Origin of the sequence: Nocardioides sp. CPCC 206348, assembly GCF_048654705.1 — a bacterium.
GTDB lineage: Bacteria > Actinomycetota > Actinomycetes > Propionibacteriales > Nocardioidaceae > Nocardioides.
On record NZ_JBMCZA010000220.1, the window covers coordinates 22,608 to 29,452 of the forward strand.

The window sequence follows — 6,845 nt, forward strand, 5'->3', positions numbered from 1 at the left end:
GCTGCGCTCGCACCTCGACCAGCGGCGGCCGTCACCGCACTCCTGCTCGCGATCACCCTCACCGCCGGGGTGATCACCTTCCTCGAACCCGCGTCGATCCAGCGCGACCTCACCTGGGGCCAGCTCTTCATCCCGTACGTCGACGGCGGCAGCCGCTGGGTCACCCCGATCGGCCTCGTCACGATCGGCTCCTTCGTCGCGTTCCTGGTCTGCTGCTGGTTTCTGCCCCGGCCCCTGGTCGACCTGCGCGGCTGGTTCCGGCACCTGCTGGACGCTGACCTGCTCGGCGCCGGCCTGCTCGCCGCGACCCTCGGCGGCATCGTCCTGGCGTTCGCCACGGCCGACCCGGAGGTGGCGGTCTTCTCCCCACAGGGACCGTGGTTCCTCGTGGGCTCGGGGATTGCGGTGATCCTGCTGCTGGTGCACCTGCGCCGTGCCGATGACCCGATCGTGCCGCGCGGTGCGCTGCGGGCGACGCCTGCGTGGGGCGCCCTGGTCGTCAGCTTCCTCGTCGGCTGGGCACTGATCGCGGCGCTGGTCGACATCCCGCTGTTCGCACGCACGACCACCCAGCCCGACTCACAGCTCGGCGCCGCGCTGGTCCTGCTCCGCTTCCTTGCCGCCTTGCCGTTCGGTGCCATCGTCGGCGGGTGGCTGCTGCGCCGCCTCAACGCCGGCGTGCTGACGGCCATCGGCATGGCGGCGGCAGGTGTCTCGTTCCTCGCGATGGCCCAGTGGGACGCCACGAGCCTCGACGGCTTCGGCTCGAACGTCCCCCTGGTGATCGGCGGCTTCGGCTTCGGCCTCGCCCTCGCGCCGGTCAACGCCGCGATCCTGGCCAACACCGACGACGACTCCCACGGCCTGGCCAGCGCGCTCGTGGTGGTCGCCCGGATGATCGGCATGCTGGTCGGCATCTCCGCGCTGACGACCATCGGCCTGCGCCGCCTCTACGCCACCCAGGCAGCCGACCCCTCGCTCGGCATCCGCGAGCTCGGCATCGTCCAGGAGCACGCCGTCTTCGTCGGCGCTGCCGTCGCGGCGTTCGCCGCCGCCGTACTGGCGTTGATCCTGTTCGCCCGCGCGGGTACCCGCGAAGTGGACACCGCGGAAGTGCTCCGGACTGCTGGATAGACTTCCGCCATGGGTGAATTCGACGATCTGTTGAAGGCCAACCGCGAGTTCGCGGACCACTTCGAGTTCGGTGGTTTCGACGGCAAGGCCCATGCCGGTGTCGCAATCGTGACCTGCATGGACTCGCGCATCGACCCCCTGAAGATGCTCGGCCTGAAGCACGGCGACGCGAAGATCTTCCGCAACCCGGGTGGTCGCGTGACCGAGGCCGCGCTCGAGGCGCTGGTCCTGGGCGTGCACCTTCTCAACGTCGACCGGATCCTGGTCATCCCGCACACCCGCTGCGCCATGGCGTCGTCGTCCGAGGCCGACATCCAGGCCAAGATCGGTGAGGCGACCGGCCAGGACGTGTCGTGGCACCCGTTCCACGTCATCGCCAACCAGAAGACCGCGCTGGCCGAGGACATCCGTCGGGTCCGCTCGCACCCGCTGATCCCGGAGACCATCCACGTCGGCGGCTTCATCTACGACGTCGACACCGGCCTGCTCTCCCAGCAGGTCTGAGCCCGGCGCCGGCTCAGGCGTCGAGGAGCGCGCGGAGCGACTTGTCGACGAGCGCGCCCGTCAGCTCGTCGAGTCGCGCGCGCAGCTCCGCCAGCGTGCCGATCGATCCGAGCAGGTCGAGCAACGTCCCGGTGTCGGCCACCGGATCGGCGATCGCGTAGTCCATCAGCAGCGGGCAGTCCACCGCCCCGCCGTCCGGCTCGGGTGGCAGGTCCGGCACCCAGCAGCCGACCTCGAGCGCCAGCGTCGCGCGCTGGCCAACGCCCGTGACCCGCGGGTCGACGTACCAGAACAGGTCACCGACCTGCAGCCGCAGGTGACCGCGACGGGCCTTGGCACCCCGCGCCTTGAGGACCTTGACGACGGCCGCCCTCGTGTCGCTCACCACTGCTTGATCGCCCCCACGGAGAAAGAGGGAAAGCGGCAAGATCGCCTTCCTCGCCCAACCTACAGCGCTGCGGCTTCCCGGGCGGCCCCATCCGTGCCATGGTCGGCCCAGCAACGACGTGGACGGAGCACTCGATGGAGATCGTCGCATCATGGCCGGCGAGCTCACCTCTCGCCGGGGTCGGTGCCTGGGCCCGGCGCGCCGAGGACCTCGGCTTCGACGTGATGCACGTGTCGGAGACGATCCACGACCCGTTCACCGTCGCGGCACTCGCGCTGGCGAACACGACGACCCTGACGGTGCGCACCAGCATGGTGGTCGCCTTCGCGCGCAGCCCGATGCTCACCGCCTACACGGCCTGGGACCTCGCACGGTTCTCCGGTGGACGGTTCCAGCTGGGGCTGGCCTCACAGGTGCGCGGCAACATCATCGGACGCTACGCCGCGCCGTGGTCCGAGCCCGTGGCCAGGCTCAGCGACTACGTCGCAGCGGTCCGGGCCTCGTTCGAGAGCTTCCAGACCGGCGCGGAGCTGAATCACGACGGCCCGCACTACCCGCTGACCCGCCTCCAGCCGTACTTCAACCCCGGCCCGTTGGACGTCGCGGCGCCGACGATCTGGACCGGGGGCGTGAACCGCGGGATGTGCGAGCTCGCCGGGCAGGTCGCGGACGGCTTCGTCTGCCACCCCACGAACAGCCACCCCACCATGATCAGCTCGGCGATCCTGCCCGCCCTGCAGACGGGCTGCGAGCGCGCCGGCCGGTCCGGGCTCCCGCGCCTCATTGCCGGTCCCCAACCCCTCATGGCGGCGTCGTACGACGACCTCGCCGCGGTCCGCGATGCCCGACGCCCCGAGCTGGCCTTCCTCTACAGCACCCCCGCCTACCGCCCCCAGCTCGCGATGTTCGACCTCGAGGACCTCGGCGAGGAGCTGACCGCCATGGCAGCGCGATCGGACTGGTCGGGGCTGGGCGACCACCTCACCGACGAGGTCATCGACCGGCTCGTCCCGCAGGGCACCTTCGCCACGCTCCCCGACGTTCTCGCCACCTGGTACGCCGGGTTGTGCGACGGCATCGTGCTCGGCGTCCCGGACGCCCCGGACGACGTGGTCCGCGACCTCGTGCGGCGTTGCCGCGAGATCGACTGATCCCACCAGGCAGCGATCGCGTTCACTCGTCGTCGAAGTCGTACCGCTCCCTGAAGTCCTCCGGCGACATCATCGACAAGTCCCGCTGCACGTCGCCCAGGACGCGCGTGGCCTGCGTGTGTCTGCGCACCCAGGCGATGGTGGCCACCACCTCACCCGACTCCAGCCGGCGGATCTCGATCCGGTGGCGCGGGTCGGTCATGTCGCCGTACCACCCGAAGGTGATGACGGACAGAACGGCGATGGCAACGGCGCCGACCGAGTCGAACTCGTCGATGACCAGTGCTGCCCGATAGAGATGCTTGGCCCGGTCCTCGGGCACAGTCACGGCGACTCCCGCTTCCTCAGCACCGAGCGCCCCACCGTCCCGGCTCGCGTCACGCGTCCAGCGATTCCATGTCGACCTCGTAGGCACCCTGGACGATGAACTCCTTGCGCGGAGCCACCTCGCTGCCCATCAGCAGCTCGAACACCTCGGCCGACACGGCGGCGTCGTCGACCGTCAACCGTCGGAGGGTACGACGACGGGGGTCCATGGTCGTCTCGGCCAGCTGGTCGGCGTCCATCTCGCCGAGACCCTTGTAGCGCTGCACCGGGTCCTTCCAGCGGATGTTCTTCTTCTTCAGCTCGGCGAGCTTTCGCTGCAGCTCGGGGTCGGAGAAGGTGTAGACGTACTTCTCCTGGCCCTTGCGGGGGTTGGAGATCTCGATGCGGTGCAGGGGCGGGACGGCGGTGTAGACGCGACCCTCGGCGACCAGGTCGGGCATGTACTTGAAGAACAGCGTCGCCAGCAGGCACCGGATGTGGGCGCCGTCGGAGTCCGCGTCCGCCATGAAGATGATCCGGCCGTAGCGGCGCGCCTCGAGGTCGAAGGTGCGACCCGAGCCGGCGCCGACCACCTGGATGATCGAGGCGCACTCGGTGTTCTTGAGCATGTCGCCGACCGAGGCCTTCTGGACGTTGAGGATCTTGCCCCGGATCGGCAGCAACGCCTGGAACTCCGCGTTGCGGGCCAGCTTCGCCGTACCGAGCGCGGAGTCACCCTCGACGATGAACAGCTCGGTGCGCTCGTTGTCGTTGGCTCGGCAGTCCGCCAGCTTGGAGGGCAGCGAGGACGACTCGAGCGCGTTCTTCCGGCGCTGGGTCTCCTTGTGCTGGCGCGCGGCGATGCGGGTCTTCGAGGCACCGACGACCTTCTCCATGAGGAGCTTGGCCTGGGCCTTCTCGACCCGCTTGGTCGAGGTCAGGAACTCCTTGAGCTGCTGCGCCACGACCTTGCTCACCACCGCCTTGGCCGCGGGGGTGCCGAGGATCTCCTTGGTCTGGCCCTCGAACTGCGGCTCGGCCAGACGCACCGTGACGACCGCCGTCATGCCCTCGAGGATGTCGTCCTTGGTCACATTGTCGTCGTTGACCTTGAGCGCCTTGGTGGCGCGCATCGCCTCGTTGAACGTCTTGGTCAAGGCCGACTCGAAGCCGCTGACATGGGTGCCGCCCTTGGGCGTGGCAATGACGTTGACGAACGACCTGACCTCGGTGTCGTAGCCGGTGCCCCACCGTACGGCGACGTCGACGACGAGCTCACGCTCGACGTCCTGCGGGCTCATGTGACCCTTGTCGTCGAGCATCGGCACCGTCTCGGTGAAGGTGTCGCTGCCCTGCAGCCGGAGTACGTCGGTGATCGCCTCGTCGTGCGCCAGGAACTCGCAGAACTCCCCGATGCCGCCGTCGTGGCGGAAGCGCTCCTCGGTGTGCTCGGCTTCGCGCTGGTCACGGATCACCAGCTCGAGCCCGGGCACGATGAACGAGGTCTGCCGGGCCCGCCCGATCAGGCCGTCCAGCTCGAACTTGGAGTCCTTGGTGAAGATCTGCCGGTCCGGCCAGAACCGGACCCGCGTGCCCGACTTGCCCTTGGCGACACGGCCGCCCTTGCGGCTGAGTCCGGTCGCGGGCGTGAACGGCGCGTCCGGACCGTCGCCGGCGAAGGTGCCGGGACCGCCGCGCTGGAAGCTCATCCCCTGCGTCGCCGGGGAGCGGTCGACGTCGATGTCCATCCGGCTCGACAGGGCGTTGACCACCGACAGGCCCACGCCGTGCAGACCACCGGTCGCGGCGTACGACGACCCGCCGAACTTGCCGCCGGCGTGGAGCTTCGTCGCGACGAGCTCGACACCGGTCAGCCCGCTCTTGGGCTCCTTGTCCGTCGGAATGCCGCGCCCGTCGTCGTACACCTCGACGGAGCCGTCGGGGAACAGGGTGACCTCGACCTTGTGGGCAGCGCCCGCGAGCGCCTCGTCCACGCCGTTGTCGATGATCTCCCAGAGGCAGTGCATCAACCCGCGGGTGTCGGTGGAGCCGATGTACATCCCCGGACGCTTCCGCACGGCCTCGAGGCCCTCAAGGACCAGCAGATGCGCTGCGTTGTAGGTGTTGTCGGCGATGACCTGCTCCTCGAAGTGATGCGGATGACACGGTGGTGGACGCCCACGCGGGGCGGGTGGAGGTACGAATCTACCGGCGACACGCCGGAGTCCGGTGCAGGCACACGGGCTGGGGCGGCGAGACGATGCCAGGTATCCCTCCCACAACGGGAGGGGTCACCGGTCGGACCAGGGAACCCTGATCGATCGGATGGTCACAGGGATGTTTCAAGCGGTGGAAAATCAGACAGCAGACACCCATCAGGTGATTGGATGAAGGCTCCGCAGTGGATTGAAAGCTCACGTTGACGGGAATCTTTGATCCAGTCGCTACGTTGATCACGTCGACACCCGATAGGGGTGAAGACGAAAGAAAGAGAGGCCGAGATGACAACTATCGTTGCTCCCAGCGCCCCGCTCACCGCGGAGGACCGCTGCGACCGTTGTGGTGCCCAGGCCTACCTCCGCGTAGAACTCACCTCCGGTGGCGAACTGCTCTTCTGTGCCCACCACGCTCGCGAGCACGGTGACAAGCTCAAGGAGATCGCGGCGAACGTCCACGACGAGACCCACAAGCTGACGACGAAGCCGGCATTCGCCGACGACTGAGTCACCCCGCTCCACCGAAGGGCCCCGGCGCGCTGCGCCGGGGCCCTTCGCATTTCACCAGCAGGGCCGCTCGACCGATGGTGGGTTAGTTAGGTTAGGCTTCCCTGTCGTGAAGAGAACTCTGGCCCTCGCGCTCGCGACCGTGCTCACGCTCGGTACCGCCGCCTGCAGCTCCGACGTTGCCGACAAGTCCGATGCCAAGGACTCCTCGAAGGTCCCCGACGGGCCCTGGGAGTTCACCGACGGCTCGGGCGAGGTCGTCGAGCTCGACAAGACGCCGACCCGGATCATCGCCCACGCCGCCGAGGCCGCCGCGCTGATGGCGTACGGCATCAAGCCGGTCGGGATCTACGCCGACGAGCCGGTCACGACCGACCCCAACCTCAAGGACCTGGACCTCACCGGGATCGCGATCCTCGGCGAGGAGTGGGGTTCCATCGACGTCGCCAAGGCCTCGACCCTGAGCCCTGACCTGATCGTCGCCGACTGGTGGCCCGCCGAGAAGGCCCACTCGGGCTTCGAGGACGGCGTGAAGGCCAAGAGCAAGAAGCTCGCGGAGCTCGCGCCCGTCGTCGGCGCGGCGCAGGGCGACTCCATCCTCGACCTCGCCGAGGGCTACGAGGACCTGGCCGAGAGCCT

At 68.8% G+C, this 6,845-nt stretch carries 6 protein-coding genes and 2 pseudogenes; 5 read left to right on the top strand and 3 right to left on the bottom strand.

What is annotated here, in order from left to right; genetic code table 11:
• Nucleotides 1-1,134: pseudogene (locus ACOADB_RS24700) on the top strand (MFS transporter); the annotation flags it as partial.
• A gap of 9 nt (nucleotides 1,135-1,143) precedes the next feature.
• Nucleotides 1,144-1,638, top strand: a complete 495-nt coding sequence (locus tag ACOADB_RS24705) for a beta-class carbonic anhydrase (protein WP_378605091.1) — start codon at nucleotides 1,144-1,146, stop codon at nucleotides 1,636-1,638.
• Nucleotides 1,639-1,651: 13 nt separating this feature from the next.
• On the opposite strand, the gene ACOADB_RS24710 is transcribed toward ACOADB_RS24705, so the two are convergent.
• On the bottom strand, nucleotides 1,652-2,023 hold the full coding sequence (locus ACOADB_RS24710; RefSeq protein WP_378605094.1) for a hypothetical protein: 372 nt from the start codon (nucleotides 2,021-2,023) through the stop codon (nucleotides 1,652-1,654).
• 137 nt (nucleotides 2,024-2,160) lie between these two features.
• Here ACOADB_RS24710 and ACOADB_RS24715 point away from each other — a divergent pair, with 137 nt between their 5' ends.
• Nucleotides 2,161-3,177: an LLM class flavin-dependent oxidoreductase gene (locus ACOADB_RS24715; RefSeq protein WP_378605097.1), complete on the top strand. Its 1,017-nt coding sequence runs from the start codon at nucleotides 2,161-2,163 to the stop codon at nucleotides 3,175-3,177.
• A gap of 22 nt (nucleotides 3,178-3,199) precedes the next feature.
• On the opposite strand, the gene ACOADB_RS24720 is transcribed toward ACOADB_RS24715, so the two are convergent.
• Both ACOADB_RS24720 and ACOADB_RS24725 read right to left on the bottom strand, forming a co-directional pair.
• Entirely contained in the window at nucleotides 3,200-3,505 is a 306-nt protein-coding gene (locus tag ACOADB_RS24720) for a hypothetical protein (protein WP_378605099.1), read from the bottom strand.
• 49 nt (nucleotides 3,506-3,554) lie between these two features.
• Nucleotides 3,555-5,618 (bottom strand): DNA gyrase/topoisomerase IV subunit B, encoded by a 2,064-nt coding sequence (locus ACOADB_RS24725; protein ID WP_378605124.1) that lies wholly within the window; start codon nucleotides 5,616-5,618, stop codon nucleotides 3,555-3,557.
• Nucleotides 5,619-5,984: 366 nt separating this feature from the next.
• On the opposite strand from ACOADB_RS24725, the gene ACOADB_RS24730 reads away from it, so the two are divergent.
• Both ACOADB_RS24730 and ACOADB_RS24735 read left to right on the top strand, forming a co-directional pair.
• Nucleotides 5,985-6,206, top strand: a complete 222-nt coding sequence (locus ACOADB_RS24730) for a DUF7455 domain-containing protein (RefSeq protein ID WP_056711173.1) — start codon at nucleotides 5,985-5,987, stop codon at nucleotides 6,204-6,206.
• 109 nt (nucleotides 6,207-6,315) lie between these two features.
• Nucleotides 6,316-6,845: pseudogene (locus tag ACOADB_RS24735) on the top strand (hypothetical protein); the annotation flags it as partial.

What these genes read in the sequence shown, in the direction of transcription:
- ACOADB_RS24715 (WP_378605097.1), top strand. Translation starts at nt 2,161, where the DNA reads ATGGAGATCGTCGCATCATGGCCGGCGAGCTCACCTCTCGCCGGGGTC.
- ACOADB_RS24705 (WP_378605091.1), top strand. Translation starts at nt 1,144, where the DNA reads ATGGGTGAATTCGACGATCTGTTGAAGGCCAACCGCGAGTTCGCGGAC.
- ACOADB_RS24730 (WP_056711173.1), top strand. Translation starts at nt 5,985, where the DNA reads ATGACAACTATCGTTGCTCCCAGCGCCCCGCTCACCGCGGAGGACCGC.